The sequence below is a fragment of the Providencia sp. PROV272 genome (genome assembly GCF_049901975.1).
GTDB lineage: Bacteria > Pseudomonadota > Gammaproteobacteria > Enterobacterales > Enterobacteriaceae > Providencia > Providencia stuartii.
Genome location: NZ_CP096291.1, coordinates 1,865,307 through 1,881,645, shown reverse-complemented (window position 1 = coordinate 1,881,645; position 16,339 = coordinate 1,865,307). Strand labels below are relative to the sequence as shown.

General features: G+C 41.1%; 16 protein-coding genes and 1 pseudogene. 11 read left to right on the top strand and 6 right to left on the bottom strand.

Translation table 11 applies throughout. From position 1 onward, the window contains the following. Positions 1-73: 73 nt before the first annotated feature. Positions 74-1,153 carry a YeiH family protein gene (locus M1E93_RS08485; protein WP_036940814.1) on the top strand — a complete coding sequence of 360 codons (1,080 nt, stop codon included), beginning with the start codon at positions 74-76 and terminating at the stop codon, positions 1,151-1,153. A 106-nt stretch (positions 1,154-1,259) separates the two neighbouring features. Beyond that, positions 1,260-2,102, top strand: coding sequence for a deoxyribonuclease IV (gene nfo / locus M1E93_RS08480; protein WP_004920874.1), 843 nt, complete (start codon positions 1,260-1,262; stop codon positions 2,100-2,102). A gap of 58 nt (positions 2,103-2,160) precedes the next feature. On the opposite strand, the gene fruK is transcribed toward nfo, so the two are convergent. After that, the gene (gene fruK, locus M1E93_RS08475) at positions 2,161-3,096 is read right to left on the bottom strand and encodes a 1-phosphofructokinase (RefSeq protein WP_004920877.1); all 936 of its coding nucleotides are present in this window, start codon (positions 3,094-3,096) and stop codon (positions 2,161-2,163) included. 161 nt (positions 3,097-3,257) lie between these two features. On the opposite strand from fruK, the gene M1E93_RS08470 reads away from it, so the two are divergent. From M1E93_RS08470 to yeiP, 3 genes are all read left to right on the top strand, one after another. Continuing rightward, positions 3,258-3,695, top strand: coding sequence for a nucleotide triphosphate diphosphatase NUDT15 (locus M1E93_RS08470; RefSeq protein WP_004920878.1), 438 nt, complete (start codon positions 3,258-3,260; stop codon positions 3,693-3,695). A 165-nt stretch (positions 3,696-3,860) separates the two neighbouring features. Then, positions 3,861-5,111 carry a tryptophan permease gene (gene mtr, locus M1E93_RS08465; RefSeq protein WP_104873553.1) on the top strand — a complete coding sequence of 417 codons (1,251 nt, stop codon included), beginning with the start codon at positions 3,861-3,863 and terminating at the stop codon, positions 5,109-5,111. Positions 5,112-5,241: 130 nt separating this feature from the next. After that, positions 5,242-5,814, top strand: coding sequence for an elongation factor P-like protein YeiP (yeiP, locus tag M1E93_RS08460; RefSeq protein ID WP_004920883.1), 573 nt, complete (start codon positions 5,242-5,244; stop codon positions 5,812-5,814). 98 nt (positions 5,815-5,912) lie between these two features. Here yeiP and M1E93_RS08455 read toward each other — a convergent pair whose 3' ends face one another. Beyond that, entirely contained in the window at positions 5,913-6,260 is a 348-nt protein-coding gene (locus M1E93_RS08455; protein WP_104873554.1) for a hypothetical protein, read from the bottom strand. Between the two features lie 324 nt (positions 6,261-6,584). Here M1E93_RS08455 and M1E93_RS08450 point away from each other — a divergent pair, with 324 nt between their 5' ends. Then, the gene (locus M1E93_RS08450) at positions 6,585-7,202 is read left to right on the top strand and encodes a YrbL family protein (protein WP_004920888.1); all 618 of its coding nucleotides are present in this window, start codon (positions 6,585-6,587) and stop codon (positions 7,200-7,202) included. A gap of 589 nt (positions 7,203-7,791) precedes the next feature. Then, a complete protein-coding gene (gene mepS, locus M1E93_RS08445) occupies positions 7,792-8,373 on the top strand; it encodes a bifunctional murein DD-endopeptidase/murein LD-carboxypeptidase (RefSeq protein WP_004920890.1) in 582 nt (193 codons plus the stop codon). Between the two features lie 86 nt (positions 8,374-8,459). On the opposite strand, the gene M1E93_RS08440 is transcribed toward mepS, so the two are convergent. The 3 genes from M1E93_RS08440 to rsuA form a co-directional block, all read right to left on the bottom strand. Further along, positions 8,460-8,801 carry a hypothetical protein gene (locus M1E93_RS08440; protein ID WP_004920891.1) on the bottom strand — a complete coding sequence of 114 codons (342 nt, stop codon included), beginning with the start codon at positions 8,799-8,801 and terminating at the stop codon, positions 8,460-8,462. Positions 8,802-9,479: 678 nt separating this feature from the next. Beyond that, positions 9,480-10,667, bottom strand: coding sequence for a Bcr/CflA family multidrug efflux MFS transporter (locus tag M1E93_RS08435; RefSeq protein ID WP_014656192.1), 1,188 nt, complete (start codon positions 10,665-10,667; stop codon positions 9,480-9,482). A gap of 98 nt (positions 10,668-10,765) precedes the next feature. Beyond that, entirely contained in the window at positions 10,766-11,470 is a 705-nt protein-coding gene (rsuA, locus tag M1E93_RS08430) for a 16S rRNA pseudouridine(516) synthase RsuA (protein ID WP_004920895.1), read from the bottom strand. 225 nt (positions 11,471-11,695) lie between these two features. Between rsuA and M1E93_RS08425 the strand changes: the two genes are divergently transcribed. Then, the gene (locus tag M1E93_RS08425; RefSeq protein WP_004920898.1) at positions 11,696-13,456 is read left to right on the top strand and encodes a DEAD/DEAH box helicase; all 1,761 of its coding nucleotides are present in this window, start codon (positions 11,696-11,698) and stop codon (positions 13,454-13,456) included. 162 nt (positions 13,457-13,618) lie between these two features. Further along, a complete protein-coding gene (gene rplY, locus M1E93_RS08420) occupies positions 13,619-13,900 on the top strand; it encodes a 50S ribosomal protein L25 (protein WP_004920900.1) in 282 nt (93 codons plus the stop codon). Between the two features lie 88 nt (positions 13,901-13,988). Here rplY and yejK read toward each other — a convergent pair whose 3' ends face one another. Continuing rightward, positions 13,989-14,990, bottom strand: a complete 1,002-nt coding sequence (gene yejK / locus M1E93_RS08415) for a nucleoid-associated protein YejK (RefSeq protein WP_004920902.1) — start codon at positions 14,988-14,990, stop codon at positions 13,989-13,991. Between the two features lie 158 nt (positions 14,991-15,148). Here yejK and M1E93_RS08410 point away from each other — a divergent pair. Then, a pseudogene (locus M1E93_RS08410) lies at positions 15,149-15,954 on the top strand (IS5 family transposase). A gap of 150 nt (positions 15,955-16,104) precedes the next feature. Further along, positions 16,105-16,332: a YejL family protein gene (locus M1E93_RS08405; RefSeq protein WP_014656193.1), complete on the top strand. Its 228-nt coding sequence runs from the start codon at positions 16,105-16,107 to the stop codon at positions 16,330-16,332. The last annotated feature ends 7 nt before the right edge of the window (positions 16,333-16,339 follow it).

The window sequence follows — 16,339 nt, the reverse complement described above, 5'->3', positions numbered from 1 at the left end:
TTATTCCAAAATTATCTATACCCTGAATAAACTGCTTTTATGAAGGGTATTAGTCGTAACTAAAGGTAAGGTTATGGATAAAAGCAATACAAAAACGTTAGTACAGAGCGCACAGCACCCAGCTCTAAAACTAATTTCAGGTATTATTTTAGCGGGAGTTTTAACCGCAATTTCGATATATCTTGGAGAGCAGCAATGGTTTATTGATGTCGGTTTAGGCGCCCTGACATTGGCAATTTTATTAGGCATCATCGTCGGGAATACAATCTACCCTGCTATTAGTCATCGTTGTGATGAGGGGATCAAATTTGCCAAACACTATTTTTTACGTGCGGGGATCATACTTTATGGCTTTCGCCTAACATTCCAACAAATTACTGATGTTGGTGCCACAGGGTTGCTCATTGATGCACTTACCCTCGCATCCACTTTCTTGTTGGCCTTTTGGTTAGGTAAAAAGGTGTTTGGACTCGATGATGAAACCACTTTTTTAATCGGTGCAGGTAGCAGTATTTGCGGAGCCGCAGCGGTTATGGCGACAGAGCCTGTTGTCAAAGCCTCTGCCAGTAAAGTTGCCGTCGCCGTTTCAACGGTGGTGATTTTTGGTACTATCGCCATTTTTGTGTATCCATGGCTTTATCAACTTAATGCACATTTTGGTTGGTTCACACAGACCCAAGACACCTTTGGTATTTATATTGGCTCAACAGTGCATGAAGTCGCTCAAGTCGTCGCTATCGGTCACACTATCGGCCCTGACGCAGAGAATGCTTCCGTGATCACCAAAATGATCCGAGTGATGATGCTTGCACCCTTCTTAATTATTTTATCTGCTTATTTGAGCCGCCGCTCTGCGGTCGCTAAAGGACAAACAGCCCAAAAAAGCAAAATCACGATCCCTTGGTTTGCCGTTATCTTTATTCTGGTCGCTGCATTCAACTCGTTCAATTTGATACCGACAGAAATAGTAAAACACATTATCACGTTAGATACCGTATTGTTGGCGATGGCCATGGTTGCCCTCGGTTTAACAACTCATGTTAGTGCAATACGTCAGGCGGGGATCAAACCATTATTGATGGCGCTTATCTTATTTGTATGGCTAATCATTGGTGGTTTCGCCATCAATGCCATTATCCAGACTATCCTATAAACTCTTTGTTCATTTTTTAATTTGGCCGCATTTAATGCGGCCTTTTTGTTGATTTCATTTATTCTCCTATTAATGGCATACTTCTTCATAAAAGAAGGAGTCAAGAATGAAATATGTTGGAGCACACGTCAGCGCTTCTGGAGGCGTTGATCAAGCTGTTATTCGCGCTCATGAAATTAACGCTACGGCATTCGCGCTGTTTACCAAAAATCAGCGCCAGTGGAAAGCCCCACCTCTTAGCGAGGAGGTGATTGAAAAATTTAAGGCTAACTGTGCAAAATACGGTTATGGTAAGCACCAAATTTTACCGCATGACAGTTACTTAATTAATTTAGGTCATCCAGAGCAAGAAGCGTTAGAAAAATCACGCATCGCATTTATTGACGAAATGCAACGCTGTGAGCAGCTTGGTATTGATCTACTCAATTTTCACCCTGGCAGCCACCTGAAAAAAATCGATATAGATGATTGCTTAGCTCGTATTGCCGAATCTATCAATATCGCCCTAAATGAAACTCAAGGCGTCATTGCCGTCATCGAAAATACGGCGGGGCAAGGTTCAAACTTAGGCTATCGTTTTGAACATTTAGCAAAAATCATTGAAGATGTGGATGATAAAAGCCGAGTAGGTGTTTGTATTGATACTTGCCACGCCTTTGCAGCAGGCTATGATTTGCGAACAGAGGAGGCTTGTGAAGAGACTTTCAAACAGTTTTCTGACATTGTTGGTTTTGAGTACCTCAAAGGTATGCACTTAAATGATGCCAAAAGTGAGTTTGCCAGCCGAGTCGACCGTCACCATAGCTTAGGGGAAGGTAATATAGGCTACACACCTTTTAGTTACATAATGAAAGACCCTCGTTTCGATGGTATCCCTCTGATCCTTGAAACCATTAATCCAGATATTTGGCCCCAAGAAATTGCTTGGCTAAAGTCACAGCAAAAATAACCAGTCACTATCTATAAAGCATAAAGGCGGCGAGTTAACCTCCGCCGCCTTTATCGTTTTACAGTGATTCCATCTCAATTTTTGCCATCATATCGGCAAGCTTATTACGATTTTTTAAGCCAACATCAGGCTGTGATACGGATAACGCTGAAATAGCCGTGGCCATACGCAATGTGTGTGCGCTAGATTCACCATTCAGTAAGCCATAAGCGAGGCCTGCAACCATTGAATCACCAGCCCCCACCGTGCTGATCACTTCACAACGAGGCGGTTTAGCTAACCAAGAGCCTGAAGCATTCACCCATAATGCCCCTTCTTCACCAAGCGAGATAACCACATGAGAAATGCCTTTATCGCGTAATTCATGTGCTGCCGCAATGACATCTTTCAATTCAGGTAACTTGCGACCCACCCACATTTCTAATTCATGGCGATTGGGTTTTACTAACCAAGGCGAGGCTTTTAATCCTGCTTTTAATGCTTCACGGCTACTGTCGAAAATGATACATGGACATAATTGACGCAAGCGGCTCATCCAACGAGTGAATTCTTCGGGATCAATCCCATTTGGTAGGCTACCACTCACCACCACCATATCAAAATGGCCTAACCAATTGAGTGACTCCGTTGAGAAACGGTTCCAATCTTCTTTACTGACTTCAAAGCCAGAAAAGTTGAAATCTGTCGATTCACCATTATCTTCTGTCAGCTTTACGTTGATCCTTGTGCGTCCTGACACCATATAAAAGCGGTTTGCCATACCATTATCACTAAAGAAGTGTTGGAATTCTTCTTGGTTATCTTTCCCCATGAAGCCGCTAACTGTGATATCAATACCAAGATCTCGTAAAACTTTCGCGACATTAACGCCTTTGCCTCCTGCATTGAGGCTAGCCGTCTTCACTAAGTTGACTTCACCGACTTCGATTGATGGACATAGCCCAACAAGATCATAGGCAGGATTTAATGTAATTGTAGCAACCCGGCGAGTCATAACCTCGAATCTCCCTTATCATTATCGTCATGTGTATGCAGCCATAGTTATACCATTAAAACACAATGGCTTCAGTGATATTTGTAGTTTTTCCTGATTGTTTTTCTGCTATAAACTGGCAGAATCGCACCGAATAGAATAAAAAAAGAAAGGAGAAGTTGATGTCTACTGTTGATGGCGTTGTCGTTGGTGTTGGCGTAATTATCACGAATTCACAAGGCCAAATTTTAATGGGCAAACGCAGCAGCAAGCACGCACCATACTGGTCAATATTTGGGGGGCATGTCGATGCTGGGGAATCATTCGAAACCTGTGCTATTCGTGAAATAAAAGAAGAAATTGGTATTGATATTACCGCCCCAACGGTTTTTGGTATTAGTAACAATATAAACACCTATCACCAAGAAGGTAAACATACTGTCTCTATCTGTATGCATGTTGAATATAATGGCGATATCGAGCCGCAAATCATGGAAAAAGATAAGTGCGAAAGCTTGATGTGGGTATCCCCGAATGAACTCCCAGAACCCCATTTTGAGGCTAGCCGTAATGCCATTGACCTCTGGCTAAACCAACAATTTTATCATCACCCCGCTTAATCGCTTTACTCAGGTACAAATAGCTCAAGGCTATTTGTACAATAATCACCCAACCTATTATTACTACTCTTAATTTTACCTATTTGTGCTTTAATTATTGTTTACATCAACATGTCTCAACTGTATCATTAAGCTAGTACAAAGAAACATTAATCGGGAGTTTCCATGTCTGTTGATGCAGTAAAAACAAATAAGCAGCCCTCCATCTTAGGTGGGGCGATGATCATCGCGGGTACAGCCGTTGGCGCTGGTATGTTTTCAATCCCCATGGTGACCTCCGGTGTCTGGTTTACAGGCTCTATCCTACTTTTGCTGTATACCTTTTTTTGTATGCTGCTTTCAGGATTAATGATTTTAGAAGCCAATATGAATTACCCTGCTGGCGCAAGTTTTCATACCATGGTTAAAGATTTACTTGGGCCTGTATGGAACTCAATTAATGGGCTATCCATTACTTTTGTCCTTTATATTTTAACGTATGCTTATATTTCCGCGGGTAGCTCGATTATCTCGGAAAATTTATCTTCCTATATAAAAATGGACGTTCCACAAGCCGTTTCTGGATTGTTCTTCGCACTTCTGGTTGCCTTTGTTGTTTGGTTATCTACGCGTGCCGTCGACCGTTTAAGTACCATTTTAATTGGTGGTATGGTTATCACCTTTATTATGTCAGTTGGCGGTATGGTCACCACAGCCTCACCTTCGATTCTGTTTAACCAAGTCGATCAAGGCAATACACATTATTTACCTTATGCCCTCGCTGCACTGCCCTATTTGCTGACATCGTTCGGCTATCACGGTAACGTTCCTGGGCTTGTAAAATACTATAATAAAGATAGCCGTTCTGTGGTTCGTAGCCTTGTCTATGGTGCGATTATCACCGTTGCCATTTATATCTTGTGGCAGTATGCGGTCCAAGGGAATATTCCACGCTCTGCCTTTATCCAAATTCGTGAGGACGGCAATAATATTGGTGCACTGCTTAAGCAAATGAATTTGTCTACCAACAGCGATTTTATTTCGAAGTTTTTGAATTTGTTCTCGTATATGGCACTGGCAAGTTCATTCTTAGGTGTATCTTTGGGGCTGTTTGACTTTATTGCTGACTTCTTTAGATTCAACGATAGCAAACAAGGCCGTTTAAAATCTGCCTTAATCACTTTCCTGCCACCGGCTGTATTTGCCCTAGCTTTTCCTAATGGCTTTATTTATGCCATTGGCTTTGCAGGCCTCGCTGCCACTATTTGGGCAGTGATTGTGCCCGCGCTGATGGCAAGAGCAAGTCGTAAGCGTTTCCCGAATAACAGTTATAGGGCGCCTGGCGGCATTGGTATCATCCTATTTGTTATCTTGTTTGGTGTCATTAATGCCGTAGCACACATACTCTCCTTATCTGGTTTACTGCCTGTTTACTGATGATACCCTCCCCAACATCACCGTTGGGGAGATTTTTTTTATTGAAAAGTACGTTTCCTATCTTGCCTAATCGCCTATCTGCGAGTAATTTTGTCGCACTCTTTTCTGACGATAATAAAGAAGGTTATTTATGGCAAAAGCCAATGAGATCAAACGCGGGTTTGCGGTGAGTTACAACGGCAAGCTGCTCTTGGTTAAAGATATCGATATTCAGGCACCAAGCGCTCGTGGCGCCAGTACTTTATATAAAATGCGCTTTACTGATATTAAGACTGGTCAAAAAGTCGAAGAACGCTTTAAAGGTGATGATATTTTAGAAACCATCTCTTTAACTCGTCGCGCTGTTAGCTTCTCTTATATCGACGGTGATGAATATGTTTTCATGGATAATGAAGACTATACGCCTTATCTCTTTAAACGTGCAGACATTGAAGAGGAGCTGTTATTTATCCCTGAAGAGGGATTGCCTGGCATGCAGGTGCTCACGATGGATGGGCAAGTATTGGCGCTCGAACTTCCACAAACCGTTGATATGGTTATTGTAGAAACAACACCTGCAATTAAAGGTGCTTCAGCCAGTGCGCGAACAAAACCTGCAACAATGGCAACAGGCCTAACGGTTCAAGTCCCTGAATACCTCACGAGTGGTGAAAAAATTCGTATTCATATTCCTGAACGCCGCTATATGGGCCGCTGCGATTAATTAGATATATCACCTATGGGCATTAGCCCATAGGGCTTTCTTTTTCTTAAACAAATTAAACTAACTTCCTACCTAATAAACCGCTTAAGTTTTTTTATTCAGTTATATGTCAGTGTATACACACCCAACGTCTGTTCTTTATTTATCCATTTAAAGCTTTGAGTGCCTTGACTATTAGGCAATTCATGGATGCCTACTCTCAATTTTTTTAAAGACGTTTTTGTTATTTCTGGTTTACCTTTATTGCTAGACCAACATGTGGTTTCAATATGCCCATCAATTGCACCAATTTGACATGGAGGCATAACAATTGCACCGATAAAGGTAATCGTTCCACCGCCAACATAGTTTTTTTCTTTTGCTTGAACACTACCAAAAGGAAAAAAGCTAAAAATGGCTATTGCTAATAGCGCTGTCAAAGAAATTTTATTTGCTGTAAGTTTCATAAAAGTCATCCGCTTAAAATTAGGTTATCGTCATCTGCGATGAATTATTTATATCTGTAATAATTTTTTACTTTTTATTACTGAATAACCGAATCTTAATTTGAATGAATGAAACAATATTTAACTTACAGTCGTAGTTTTTTATTTTTCTCAAACTCTAAGAAATAACACATAATTAGTTAAGTTGATCACAAATTTGAGACGATCACACATATTGCAACTCCCATTAGGTTTAATCTATTAAAAATAGTACGGATATTTTTAGAAATAGAAGCCTTAACAATAATCGTTATGATCACTAATAGACTTATAACCTAATTCACTATGAAAACATTACTTTCAAAAACCATCGAATTGACGCCATCCCTCTTGATTGCAAGTGGTCGGCAACGTGCATGTTATCAGCATCCCGAGCGTGATGATTTATGTGTCAAAGTTCATCATTCAAATAGAGATGATCGAGAAACAATACGTGAAATTAAGTATTACAAACGAATTTACCGAAATAAATCATCATCAGATGCGATTGCCCATTATTATGGCATTCAAAAAACCACGTTAGGTACAGGCTACGTATTTCAGTTAATAAAAGATAAAGCGGGAAATGTATCCAATACGCTGGATTATTATTTAAAAAATAAAAATGCTTTTTTAAAACATCAAAAAAATATGAGAATTGCCTATGATATTTTTAAAAAGACTGTTTTTAAAGATGCAATAGTGACAATGGCATTAAAGCCTTACAATATTGTTTATCAATTAGGCTATAAACCCCACGGCCAATTTTTTATCATTGATAATCTAGGTTGTGCGACCTTAATTCCCGTCGACTACTTTTCATCTACAATCGCTCGAGCCACACTCACTCGTCGATTTACCGATTTTGAACAGCGAATGCTAAGAGAATATCACGTCAAACTGGCTAATATGCAAATAAACTAGTGGCAAAACGATATTGCGTTGCTTTGATCTTGCGGCGCAATATCGTATGCTTCACCATCGTATTAGATTATTCAATTTAGAAAAATTTAAACTTCTTTACAATTCAAAAAAGCCTGTAGACGCTGTTATGCTATTAAGCAAATGTTGTTTCACTCAAAGCGTGATCTAGATCGTTATTTTTACTCGATTATTTGAGTACCTAACGATAACACACACACTTTTTTAACTCTAAATGTACAAAAGATGATACACATCCATGCTTAATATAATGTTTTGTAAATTATTACCTTATTAACTCGCCATTTTGCTTTCGTTTATGTATGCTCTCTATGTTTGGCGAAATAAGTATGCAACTGCCAAACTCTAACGGTGAGTGTTTAACAGTTTGTTGTTATGTTGACATAACAAACGTGTCGCCAACGCAGCAAATCGTCGTTTTGCTCATATACAAGTTTTAGTTGTTCTGTATTAAACGCTTTCTGTGAAAAGCCAGTGTCGCATTTTGTAAAATGCGCTTTTCACAGGGATAAGTTTACGTTTGTTGTGTGGAAAAAAACACAATAAGAAATGGCAAGGGATATTAACAATAATGGCAACATCTGAAAAATTTAAGCGCAACATTTTGCGCATCATACCAGCAATAGCAATTGCCGCGACACTGTCAGCTTGTACTGCCCCTGATTCTTCAAGAAATGCTCAACGTACCACTCATTCTGAACCACGTATGTTAAATGGTTCTTCCGATTCGTTAGCAATGGCTTCTCAAGATGAGTTCGAACAACTCGTTCAAAGCGTCGATACCAAATCGAAGATCATGAATCAATATGCAAATTGGAAAGGTGTGAGATATCGTCTTGGCGGTACAACAAAAAGTGGTATTGATTGTTCAAGCTTTGTGCAACGTACCTTTATTGAACAATTTGGTGTTGCCTTACCACGTACGACCTCAGAGCAAGAGTCTTCCGGTAAGAGTGTTAACCGTAACAATTTAAAAGCAGGTGACTTGGTTCTCTTTAAAACCGGTCGCCGCATGAAGCATGTTGGTATCTATATTGGTGACAATAAGTTTGTTCACGCCTCTACCAGCAGTGGTGTTATCGTATCAGAAATGACTAATGAGTATTGGAGCAAACGGTACTACGCTGGTCGCCGCATCATTAATGGTTCATAACCGATAATACCTTTTTAAATTCCTTGCCAATAAAAAAGCTTCCAAGTTAAAAACTGGAAGCTTTTTTATTGCGTTCAATAGCGATGTTAGGATGAATAAAAACCTGACTCAAGCTCCGCGATAGCAACACCAGCCGCCTTTAAGCGGCACATGGCGGCAAGTTCATCACTAGCATGAATGAAGAGGCAAATTTCTTTTTGCCATTCTAAAATCGCACTTTCAATTTGCAATTCAGACAATGATTCTGACAACTGCTTCATTGCAATGCAATCTGTAGCACAGTCATGGCTGAGTAATTTCAGCCCCACAAGTTTATCGCTATCGAAGTCATCTGTAGGTACGACTTCAACGTCCGTGCCTATTTTCCCAGATAACCAGCGGTAACTTTGCGGCAGCCTGTGCACAACCGAAAGACCTGATTTTTCCACAACAAATTCCTATTGCTACCTAAACCATCATAGTGTTCGTTGAACGAAGGCTATTTACTTAATCAACGCTTCGCTGAGGCTGCCTTTATGGCGAGATACCTACGAGCCTTAAGCTTTGACTCTCCCTCCTCTAAATAAATGTTTAGAGGTCAGTAAACGATATCAAACTTCGTTCAAACCGAATTCGCGACAAAGCCCAAAAGTAACGGGTTTGTTAAATATACATACCTAAATATAACATTAAATATTACTCGTGTCGTTAAATTTTTGTGACATAAATCCTTGCATGCACATTTTTTTACTATGAATGTTAAATTTTAAATTTTTTTTGATCTTAAAACTCAACACAGAGACTAACTATTAGTCATTTTTTTTACATTATTAAACGGGCATTAATAATAAGCTGAGTAATTTTGAAGAAAACTCACTAACTCCACCAACTTATGACTTAACTGCAATTACCTGAGTTTAATACACAAATTTAACAAATCGCTATCAAATGATTATTGATTTAGATCATTTTTATTCATACTTTCCAATTTTACTGGCAAAAAATTCGGTTTTACCGAGTAATTAATTTTTGCTTAACACTATATAAAAAGAGATGGTCACGAAATGAAATAAGTACGAAGGAAACCACTGTTTCATCCATGAAACAGCCAGTCTTATTGGATTAATTTATTTTTTGGCGCGTTTCGCCAATAAAACAAATAGCATTGAGCAAGCCACGCACGCAACCATAGAGCCAACCATCGGCCATGCTGACTTAGCAGGGATCATCGATAGTAAAGTTCCTATCAAAGCCCCAATGGAAAAACGGATTGTTCCCGCTAATGAAGAAACCGTACCTGCAATATGTGGATAATTATCTAAAATTACCGCCATTGCATTTGAAGTTATCATGGCAATCCCACTGACATAAATCGCCACACCAAGCACCAAAGCCCAGAAGCCAACATCCATTGCCGTGGTCGCCAGTAACCAAATTCCCATGGTGAATTGGACAATGATCCCTAGGTAGAGCATGCGCTCTGCCCCAAAGCGCCTAACATAACGACCATTAAATGTGGTCATAATGAATAAGAAAATAATATTAATACCAAAAAAGTAACCAAAATTTTCTGGCGCCACGCCATTCAGTTCAATATAAACAAACGGGCTAGCATTCAAAAATGAAAACATTCCCGCAAATGAAAATGAACTCGCTAAAATATAAAACAGCACTTGTTTGGCACGAAAAAGGGTTGCAAACTGCCTTAATGTATTACCTAAATGAAAGGGTTGCCGTTTCTCAACAGGTAACGTTTCACGTATAAATAAACTCACTAAAATAACCGCAATCACGGCCGCTATCGAAATACTCCAAAAAATGGCATGCCATGAGAACCATAACATCACCTTGCCACCTAAAATCGGTGCCAATAGTGGAGCTATTGTCATCACTAAAACAACAAATGACATACTGCGTGAAAACTCATCACGCGTAAACATATCCCTCATTAATGCGTTGATCACAACACTAGCCGCCGCCGCAGCAAAACCATGTAGGAAGCGAAACAAGATGAGTGATTCGATTGATTCAGAAAGCGCACATGCTGCTGAGGCGATGGCAAATACGATGACGCCGCCTAAAATCACAGGCTTACGACCCAGACTATCGGCCATTGGACCATAAAATAGCTGCCCAATTGCAAAGCCAAAAATATAGCTATTAAGCGTCATCTGGATACGCCCTTCATCGACATTGAAGTACTCACCCATCACTAAAAAGCTAGGTAAATACATATCAATGGCTAAAGGCATAAGCATTGATAATAAGCCTAATATTAATATCAACCCTATGTAGGATGATTTTTGCTGTTGCACTCTTTAAACTCCTATCTCGCTCTCGCCTGATACGACACACCTTAAAGATATGTCGCACACCAGAAACGATTTTATTTATTTTTATTAATAATTTATCGTTAGCGCGGAACGATAACGCTGTTGATTTCGTCTTCGGTTAACTCACGATACTCGCCGGGAGCAAGATCATCATCGAGCCAAATATCACCAATACGCTCGCGGTGTAGCCCACAAACATGATTTCCTACTGCTGCAAACATTCTTTTTACTTGGTGATAGCGCCCTTCGCTGATGGTCAATAGCACTTCTTTTGGAGAGATGACCTCCAACTGAGCTGGCTTGGTTGGATATTTTTCGCCATTTAGCATGACGCCTTCGGCAAAGCGTTTTGCAACATCGTCAGCAATGTCGTTTTCTAACTCAACTCGATACGTTTTTTCACAGTGGTGCTTGGGAGAGGTTATGCGATGTGACCACTGACCATCATCGGTTAGCAATACTAACCCTGTGGTATCAATATCAAGGCGCCCTGCTGAGTGCAATTTGTCTGCCAGCGGCTCATCAATAAAATAGAGAATGGTGGGATGTGCAGGATCGTCTGTTGAGCAAACATAGCCTTGAGGCTTATGCAACATAAAATAACGCGGGCCTGTAACATGAACTAAAACACTGCCTTCATAAGCGACAACTTGTTCAGGGCTGACTTGTACCGCACCTGATTTGACAATTTCATCATCTACAGTGACTTTTCCGGCACGCAGCTCTCGCGCCACTAGGCTCCGGCTAATCCCTAATTGCTGGGACAAAAACTTATCCAGTCGCATAAACACTCTTAATTTGATGGAATAGTAACTTAGTGCCTAAAGACAACTAAGTTGTTAGAAATAAAATTGAAAGGTTATTGTGATTGTGCTCACATCTTTTATTATATCAATAACTAACTACAAGTGATAGCGTCTCAAAATTAACGCGTGTTTTTAGCTCAACCCATTGTGTTAACCTAAATTTTACATTAAGCGACTCACTATTTTTAATTAATACTGAATAATATGCCTTTTGTCCTTCGTCCCTATCAACAAGAAGCTGTCGATGCGACCGTTCGTTATTTTCGCCAACACACGCAACCTGCCGTGATTGTGCTACCAACGGGAGCAGGAAAAAGCTTGGTCATTGCCGAACTTGCTCGCTTAGCTCGAGGAAGAGTATTGGTTCTTGCTCACGTCAAAGAATTAGTAGAACAAAACCATGCAAAATATATCGCTTATGGCCTTGAGGCTGATATTTTCGCTGCTGGCTTAAATCGCAAACAATCCCAAAGCAAAGTCGTCTTTGGCAGCGTACAATCCGTTGCGCGAAACTTAGACAGTTTTAATGATAATTTCTCCTTAATCATCATTGATGAATGTCATCGTATTAGCGCGAATGAGAAAAGCCAATATCAACAAATTATCAATAACCTTAGCCAGTACAACCCTGCATTGAAGATCCTAGGTTTAACCGCCACTCCCTATCGACTCGGTTCAGGATGGATCTATCAATATCATTATCACGGCATGATAAGAGGCGATGAGAACTGTTTTTTTCATGAATGCATTTATGAGTTACCTTTGCATTACATGATTAAAAATCATTTCTTAGTCACCCCCGAACGCCTTGATATGCCAGTATTACAGTATGACTTTAGCCAAGTTTCTCTCAGTTCCGCCGGCATTTTTAATGAACAAGAATTAAACCTTTCTATTAAGAAACAAAAACGTATTACACCTAAAATTGTCGCTCAAATTGTTGAATACGCCTTACCGCGGCAAGGTTGTATGATCTTTGCCGCTACCGTTGAACACGCAAAAGAAATTTTCGGCTATTTACCTGAACAGACCGCCGCCTTAGTTACCGCCGAGACGCCCGCGATAGAGCGAGAGGCTATTATTCAACAGTTTAAGCAGAAAAAGCTGCATTTTTTAGTCAACGTTTCTGTTCTGACAACAGGGTTTGATGCCCCGCATGTCGATGTTATTGCCATTCTACGCCCAACAGAATCTGTCAGCTTATACCAGCAAATTGTAGGCCGAGGCTTGCGCCTTTCACCGGGAAAAACCGAGTGCCTGATCTTAGACTATGCAGGGAATCCTCACGACCTCTTTCGCCCTGAGGTAGGTTCAACTAAGCCTAACACCAACAGTGTTCCCGTTCAGGTATTCTGCCCTCTTTGTCAGTTTGCTAATACTTTTTGGGGAAAATGCACCGAAGATGGGCAAATTATCGAGCATTATGGTCGCCGCTGCCAAGGCTGGGAAGAGAATGAATTAGGTCAAAAGCAGCAATGTGAGTACCGTTTTCGTTTTAAACAATGTCCTCATTGTGGTGCAGAAAACGATATTGCCGCTCGCCGCTGCCAAAAATGCGATGGGGTATTATCTGATCCTGACGATATGCTAAAAGCGGCTTTGAAATTAAAAGATGCGTTGATCTTACGTTGCGGCGGCATGGCACTAACCAATGGTGCTGATAACAAAGGTGAATGGCTAAAAATCACGTACTATGATGAAGATGGCACCTCCGTTTCGGAGCGCTTTCGTTTGCATACGCAGGCGCAACGCCGTGCTTTTGAATACCATTTCTTGCGGGAACATTTCCGTGCGCCAGGCGTTCCTTTTCATTGGTCTTCGGCTAATGACATTATCTCTCAGCAGGCTTTATTACGTTATCCTCAATTTATAGTGGCTCGTAAGAAGGAAAGTTATTGGGAGATCCGCCAAAAAATATTTGATTATCAAGGGCGTTTTCGAGTTGCCGACCAACTCTACTCCTGATATTGATTAGATTATGATTGCTGTAAAGACGGTTTTCCGTTAAAATGCCGCCCGCTTGGATGTTTCGCGTCAGCGAATTACACATCAACAAGCCAAATCTCGAACCTGCTGCTGGGTCGCCTGTAGCAGGATTTTATTTTTTTCTTGTATAGAGAAATAGTAATGTTAACTATTAATGCAATTGCACGTAAAGAGCAGGGTAAGGGTGCGAGCCGCCGCCTGCGCAGAGCAAACCAGCTTCCAGCTATCGTTTACGGTGGCAACCAAGAAGCTATCTCTGTTACTCTTAACCATGATGAAGTAATTAACCAAGAAGGCAAAGCAGAATTTTATGAAGTTCTGAGCCTGGTTATCGATGGTAAAGAAACTAAAGTCAAAGTTCAGGCAATTCAACGTCACCCATTCAAGCCAAAAGTGACGCACATTGACTTCCTGCGCGTTTAATTAAAGCCACAAGCCGAGCTTTAGAATTTATCGGGACGCCGAGTAAATAACGCCGCAATTGCGGCGTTATTTATTTTTAGTGGTTACCTTATTTGCCACTACGACGTTGCAGTTGATCCCGCAAATTTGGCGGAGTGCCTCGAATCGTTAATGTATCTGTGACTGGATCCCAAAAAATACGCTCTCCCATCAGTAATGCATCAAAACTGATCGTTATTCCACCACCACTACCAGAAAACTTGGTCAGTTGCTTTAACGTACCTCTATCTGCGGGAAAGCTATCTTCTAATTGATAATCATTTTGGCGAGCAAAATCACTGAAGCTTTGTTCCTCAACTACCGGCAGCTCATTCGATAGCGCTTGTAATTCAATTTCTTCCCCTGATTGCAACTGTTCAGTACAATAATTATGGACTTGCTGACGATACGCTTGACGCGTATTTTTATCCATCTGAGCATTATCACAAAAATCATCTAGCGCTTGTACTAAGCCTTTATTTTGAGCTTTTGCATTTAGACCTTCTGACGCCGCTAAAAAGTCCATAAAAAAGTCAGAGACTTTGCGCCCTACTCTCCCTTTTAAAAAGGTCAAGTAACGGGTTGACTCTGGGTTCGTTTCCCACTCAGTTAAATCAATACGCGCTACAATATCTGCATGAGGGATATCCAGATAATGTGTCGTCGATAAATCGAGGTTATCTGTCACAAACATACTGTCACAGCTGCTTAATACCGCGATTAATAAATATTCAACCGCGAGGTAGCGATATTGACAAAAGAGCACCACGCCCCCTTCAGCAAAGGGATATTTTGCCAATTCATCTTTTAAGCGCACGGTCATTGCACGGCTAAAACCGAGAAACTCCTCTTCACCTTTGCGCAATAATTTCAATGCGTCCGCCAGCTCACTCTCTTCGTTAAACTCGCCAAACGCTTTGCTCTTCGCACTGTATACTCGGTGTAATTCTGCCATCATGTCTTGCACAACGTTATCGGTTGACAACAGAGAATCACGTAACATCACTTCGAGTGTTTGTTCATCGCGTTTGATCAACTGATGTAAAGCTATCTGGGTAATTTCCAGACTCATTGTAGGCTCCTTGTTCAAGCAGAAATATTGTCGCGCGTATTCAAACACCGATGCTATTTATCTGCAACTGAAACCGTCATCTCTACCTATTTTTACTTAGAACCTATCCCAAAAGGAATTGTCAGATAATACATAATGATAATTTATGAGGGCAACGTATGGTAGGTAATAAGTGGCAAATCAGTGATGAACTCTGGGAGAAAATGGCTCCTCTCATCCCGGAGCATAGAACTCAACACCCGCTGGGTACGCACCGCAAGCGGGTTGATAATCGCGCTGCAATGAACGCCATTTTCTTCGTACTCAGGACGGGTTGCCAGTGGAATGCGCTAAATGCCACCGGTATATGCTCGTCAAGCTCTGCTCATCGCCGATTTCAGGAGTGGCGGGATGCTGGCGTATTTGAACGCTTCTGGCAAAACGGGTTGCTTGCTTGCGAACAGTTGGACGCTATTGACTGGTCGTGGCTGTCGATGGATGGTTGTATGACCAAATCACCGCTGGCAGGCTCAAAAAAACAGGCAAGAACCCAACAGACCGAGGGAAACGGGGCGTAAAGCGCAGTCTGATGACTGACGGGAACGGGCTTCCGCTTGCACTGGTTGTCGCTGGAGCAAATACGCACGACATAAAGCTGGTTGCGGATACGCTCGATGCCCTCCAGACGGGCAGACCGGGCAAGAGGCTCCGGTTGTGCATGGACAAAGGGTATGAAGCGGAATGGTTGGGAGCGTATCTGAAAAGTCGTCGCTATGAACCTCATATCCAGTCACGGAAGGATGAATCAGAAGCCATCAAAAACACGGATTTTAAGGCCCACCGCTGGGTTGTAGAGAGAACACACAGTTGGATGAATCGCTACCGTCGTGTCCTGACTCGTTGGGAGAAGAAGGTCGAGAATTATGAGGCAATGCTGCATCTTGCCTGTGCCATCATTGTCTGGAATAAAATCCTATTGGGATAGGTTCTTAGCAAAATTGAACTAATACTCATTCAAATTATCTTAATAAGCATTATTCTCACTTGAATATAAATTTCTTGCGAAGAATGAAGAAAAACATCCCGCTATACGCTATCATAGGTGAGCTTTAACTAATTTAGGATGTCGAAATTTATGCCACAGTCATCTCGCTATAGTGATGAAAAAGTTGAAACTTTGCTTGCTGAACTTGTCAGCGTGTTAGAAAAAAACCATACTCCTGTAGATCTTTCACTTATGGTGTTAGGCAATATGGTGACCAATCTGCTTAATACGTCTGTTGCGCCAACTCAACGTAAAATGATTGCAGACTCTTTCGCCAACGCTTTGTTGTCTTCTGTTAAAGAAGATCAATCTCACTAAATAGACT

Bases quoted from the DNA above. Each gene is read 5' to 3' on its own strand.
- M1E93_RS08485 (WP_036940814.1), top strand. From the start codon at position 74: ATGGATAAAAGCAATACAAAAACGTTAGTACAGAGCGCACAGCACCCA.
- nfo (WP_004920874.1), top strand. From the start codon at position 1,260: ATGAAATATGTTGGAGCACACGTCAGCGCTTCTGGAGGCGTTGATCAA.
- fruK (WP_004920877.1), bottom strand. From the start codon at position 3,096: ATGACTCGCCGGGTTGCTACAATTACATTAAATCCTGCCTATGATCTT.
- M1E93_RS08470 (WP_004920878.1), top strand. From the start codon at position 3,258: ATGTCTACTGTTGATGGCGTTGTCGTTGGTGTTGGCGTAATTATCACG.
- mtr (WP_104873553.1), top strand. From the start codon at position 3,861: ATGTCTGTTGATGCAGTAAAAACAAATAAGCAGCCCTCCATCTTAGGT.
- yeiP (WP_004920883.1), top strand. From the start codon at position 5,242: ATGGCAAAAGCCAATGAGATCAAACGCGGGTTTGCGGTGAGTTACAAC.
- M1E93_RS08455 (WP_104873554.1), bottom strand. From the start codon at position 6,260: ATGAAACTTACAGCAAATAAAATTTCTTTGACAGCGCTATTAGCAATA.
- M1E93_RS08450 (WP_004920888.1), top strand. From the start codon at position 6,585: ATGAAAACATTACTTTCAAAAACCATCGAATTGACGCCATCCCTCTTG.
- mepS (WP_004920890.1), top strand. From the start codon at position 7,792: ATGGCAACATCTGAAAAATTTAAGCGCAACATTTTGCGCATCATACCA.
- rsuA (WP_004920895.1), bottom strand. From the start codon at position 11,470: ATGCGACTGGATAAGTTTTTGTCCCAGCAATTAGGGATTAGCCGGAGC.
- M1E93_RS08425 (WP_004920898.1), top strand. From the start codon at position 11,696: ATGCCTTTTGTCCTTCGTCCCTATCAACAAGAAGCTGTCGATGCGACC.
- rplY (WP_004920900.1), top strand. From the start codon at position 13,619: ATGTTAACTATTAATGCAATTGCACGTAAAGAGCAGGGTAAGGGTGCG.
- yejK (WP_004920902.1), bottom strand. From the start codon at position 14,990: ATGAGTCTGGAAATTACCCAGATAGCTTTACATCAGTTGATCAAACGC.
- M1E93_RS08405 (WP_014656193.1), top strand. From the start codon at position 16,105: ATGCCACAGTCATCTCGCTATAGTGATGAAAAAGTTGAAACTTTGCTT.